This window comes from Caulobacter sp., assembly GCF_035254145.1.
In the GTDB taxonomy this organism is placed as follows: domain Bacteria; phylum Pseudomonadota; class Alphaproteobacteria; order Caulobacterales; family Caulobacteraceae; genus Caulobacter.
In genome coordinates, this window is sequence record NZ_DATFAV010000333.1 from 1 (window position 1) to 4,104 (window position 4,104).

2 protein-coding genes and 1 pseudogene are annotated in these 4,104 nt (G+C 67.3%); 1 reads left to right on the forward strand and 2 read right to left on the reverse strand.

Features of this window, described 5'->3' with window-relative positions; translation table 11 throughout:
• Positions 1 to 170 precede the first annotated feature (170 nt).
• Positions 171 to 1,277: a ferritin-like domain-containing protein gene (locus tag VJ655_RS19885; protein ID WP_324114140.1), complete on the reverse strand. Its 1,107-nt coding sequence runs from the start codon at positions 1,275 to 1,277 to the stop codon at positions 171 to 173.
• A 306-nt stretch (positions 1,278 to 1,583) separates the two neighbouring features.
• Between VJ655_RS19885 and VJ655_RS19890 the strand changes: the two genes are divergently transcribed.
• Complete coding sequence (locus tag VJ655_RS19890) at positions 1,584 to 2,123, forward strand: hypothetical protein (RefSeq protein WP_324114142.1); 540 nt, start codon at positions 1,584 to 1,586, stop codon at positions 2,121 to 2,123.
• Between the two features lie 170 nt (positions 2,124 to 2,293).
• Here VJ655_RS19890 and VJ655_RS19895 read toward each other — a convergent pair.
• Positions 2,294 to 4,104 (reverse strand): annotated as a pseudogene (locus VJ655_RS19895) (DNA-directed RNA polymerase subunit beta'); the annotation flags it as partial.

The window sequence follows — 4,104 nt, forward strand, 5'->3', positions numbered from 1 at the left end:
GGCGTCCTACGTCGAACTGCCGGTCGTGCCGAAGAAGTAGGGCTGGAGCGGTCCGCGATCGGTGAAGCGGTTATGGGATCAAGGCGGCGTTTGGTCGCCTTCCTGGGCCTTGCGCCCGGGAAGGCGGGAATTGTGCGCCGCCTTGAACGCCTATCCGTCCTAGGCGCCGCCTACTCCGCCGCCATCGCGGCCTTGATCGGCAACGGCTTTTCCAGCGTGGCCCAGTCGATCAGGCCGTCATGGGTGGCGTCCTCCCATTTCAGGACGCCCAGGGCCTCGAACTTCGGCCGGACGGCCTCGGTCAGCAGGCCCACGCGCTTGAGGTTGGGGATCATCCGCTCGAACAGGAAGTCGCGGAACGCCCGCCCGACGGCGCCGCCCACCTGGATCTCCTTGGCCTCCTCGGCCGTGAAGCCGAACTCCTCGGCCACGTCGGTCGAGAACAGGCGCTCGCGCATGATCACGCAGGCCTCGTAGGCGAACTGGGCGCGGTCCTCGATCTCCCGCGGGGGCAGGGCCTTGATCCAGTCCTCCAGATAGTTGACGCCGAAGGCCACGTGACGGCCCTCGTCGCGCATGACCAGCTGGACGATCTGGCGGATCAGCGGGTCGCGGGCGGTCATCGCCATCGACTGGAAGGCGGCCAGGGCCAAGCCCTCGATCAGGATCTGCATGCCGACGAACTTCAGGTCCCAGCGCGGGTCGGACAGCACCTTGTCCAGCAGGGCCTTCAGGTTCGGGTTGATCGGATAGACGAGCTTGCAGCGCTCGCGCAGATAGCGGTTGAACACCTCGACGTGGCGCGCCTCGTCGAAGGTCTGCGAGGCGGCGTAGAGCTTGGCGTCGTAGGTCGGGGCGCACGAGACCAGCTGACTGGCCACCATCAGCGCCCCCTGCTCGCCGTGCAGGAACTGCGACAGCGTCTGGGCGTGGCCGCGCCAGGCGAAGGCCATCTTCTGCTCTTCGCTCAGGGCCTCGTACTTGGGATGGCCGGCGAAGGCGTTGAGCTGCGGATCAGCCGGCGGCTCGCTCAAGGGATAGGGGACGTCCCAGTCGACATCGAGGCTGGCGTCCCAGTTGAAGCGCTTGCCCAGCTCGTAGAGCTTGCGGATCTTGGCGTTGGCCGCCTCGTAGTCCCAGTTGTACGAGCCGACCAGCGGGGTGTTGAAGATCTCGCGGATCACCTCGACGTCTTCGCCGGTCAGCTTGCCGGCCAGCTCTTCGCTCTCGAATTCACGGATCGCCGTCGGCGCCCGCTCCACAACGGTCACATGCATCTTGGCCTCCCTGTGAGCGCGCTTCTCGTGGAGCGCCTCTGAAAGCCATCATAAAGATGACGCCGGCGTCATCTTTGACCATCATCAAGCGGGCGACGGAAAAACGACACGGCGGGTCACGATTTACGTGTTTCGACAGCGGCCCCGGGCGGCCCGAGGCCCCGGGGCGGCTTGAGCGGGTCCCCAGACGATGATCGAAGGCCCTGGGCTCCCCGCTTAGGGTCGGGCAAGATCCAGGCGCGCGTTGATCTAGGATAATGTGCTCGTCGGTGGGCGGTGGCCTATCGCGCCGAGAGAGGACATCCCATGACGCCCGAGACGTTCAAAGACCTGACGATCGTCGTGGCCGCCCTCGTCGTCGTGGGCTGCATCGCGTCGATCTTCGGGTTCACGTTGCGACGCCCCAAGGCGGTCCGGGCGGAGCGCACGCCCTTGCCGGACACCTCGGAAGGAGCGGCCGAACCCGAGGCGACGCGGCCGCCCGTCGATCAGGCGCTGTTCCGCGAGACGGCCGGGGAAAAGCTGGAGCCGCTGCTCGCCGCCGTGGTCGACCGCGCCCGCGCGCACCAGTGCGAGGCGCGATACGAGGTCCTGGGCGAGGCCGAGGCGACGAGATACCGCCTCGAGGTCAAGCGCCCCGACCACCCCGCCGGCCAGCCCGTGCCCTACATCAGCTTCGCGGCCGGCGAGCATGATCATGTGGAGATGGTCTACGGAGGCATGTTCCCGGGGCCCTCCGATCACAACCGGGCCGACACCGAGATCGGCTGGCGGACCATCCGCTGGGACCAGGTCGACGACGTCCTCGCGACCTTCACCCACAAGGTCTTCGCGCACTTCGACTAGGAGGGCGCGGAGGGGGACGTCGCCGACGGCCGTTCGCCGGCAGCCGGGCCGGACCAACGAAAAAGGCCCGGGATCGCTCCCGGGCCTTTCCGTAGTCACTCGAGTCAGAAGGTTTACTCGGCGTCCCCCGGGCGCTCCGCGAGCGCCCGAGTCCCGATTCTCGCGGACGCCTATTCGGCGTCCGCGGTCGCGATCTCGACCGGCAGCGGCTCCATCGCTTCTTCGCGCTGCTGGGCCAGCTGTTCGTCGCGCTTGGCGGCGACGCGTTGCAGGCTGCGCAGGTAGGAACCCGTACCGGCGGGGATCAGGCGACCCACGATGACGTTTTCCTTCAGGCCTTCCAGGGTGTCGGTCTTGCCGTGCACCGAGGCTTCGGTCAGGACGCGCGTCGTTTCCTGGAACGAGGCGGCCGAGATGAAGCTCTTGGTCTGCAGCGAGGCCTTGGTGATGCCCAGCAGCACCGGCTGGGTCACAGCCGGACGGCCGCCGCGGGCGATCGCCTTTTCCTGTTCCTTGTCGAACTCCGGCTTGTCCAGGTGGTCACCCTTGATCAGGCCGGTGTCGCCGGGCTCGAGGATCTCGACCTTCTGCAGCATCTGACGAACGATCGTCTCGATGTGCTTGTCGTTGATCGGCACGCCCTGCAGTCGATAGACCTCCTGGATCTCGTCGACGAGGAAGTTCGCCAGGGCCTCGACGCCCAGGATGCGCAGGATGTCGTGCGGATCCGGGTTGCCGTCGATGATGTACTCGCCCTTGGTGATGTAGTCCCCGTCGTGGACGGCGATGTGCTTGCCCTTCGGGATCAGGAACTCGACCGCCTCGGCCTGGTTGCCGTCGGCGTCGACGTCCGGCGTGATCTTGATCCGGCGCTTGTTCTTGTAATCCTTGCCGAATTCGACACGGCCGTCCATTTCCGCGATGACCGCGCAGTCCTTCGGACGGCGGGCTTCGAAGAGTTCGGCGACGCGCGGCAGACCACCGGTGATGTCCCGGGTCTTGGCGCCTTCGGTCGGGATACGCGCGATCACTTCACCCGGCTTCACTTCGTCGCCGTCGGCGACGGAGAGAATGGCGCCGGCCGACAGGAGGTAACGAGCCTCGCCGCCGTTCGACAGACGCTTGTAGCTGCCGTCTTCGGCCAGCACGCCCATGGCCGGACGCAGGTCCGAACCGCGGGCCGAGGTGCGCCAGTCGGCGATGACGCGCTGGGCGATGCCGGTGGCTTCGTCGACTTCCTCGCGGATGGACAGGCCATCCACCAGGTCCTCGGCGCGGATCTTGCCGGCCACTTCGGTGATGATCGGGGTGGTGTAGGGGTCCCAATCACCGAGGCGCTGGCCGCGCTTGACCACGTCGCCGTCCTTGACCCGCAGGCGGGCGCCGTACGGCGGCTTGTAGGTTTCACGCTCCTTGCCGTCGACCAGAACGCTGACGGTGGTGTTGCGGCTCATGATGACCAGGGCGCCGTCGGAGCCCACGACCGTCGGACCGATCACGCGGACCGTACCTTCGTTCGAGGCTTCGAAGAACGACTGCTCGGCCACCTGGGCGGTGCCGCCGATGTGGAAGGTCCGCATCGTCAGCTGGGTGCCGGGCTCGCCGATCGACTGGGCGGCGATGACGCCGACCGCTTCGCCGATGTTCACCGGCGTGCCACGCGCCAGGTCGCGGCCGTAGCAGGCGCCGCAGACGCCGATCTTGGCTTCGCAGGTCAGGACCGAGCGGACCTTCACCGACTGGACGACCGCCGCCTCGATGGCGTCGGCGATGTTTTCGTCGATATAGGTGTCGGCCGGCACGACCAGCTCGCCGCTGGCCGGATCCTTGACGTCCTCGGCCGTGAAGCGGCCCAGGACGCGGGTGCCGCGGGCCAGGTCACGGCCGTAGCAGGTGCCGCAGATGCCGGTGTCGGCCTCGCAGACCAGCACCGAGCGCACGCGCACCGACTGAACCCCGGCCGCTTCGATGGCTTCAACCA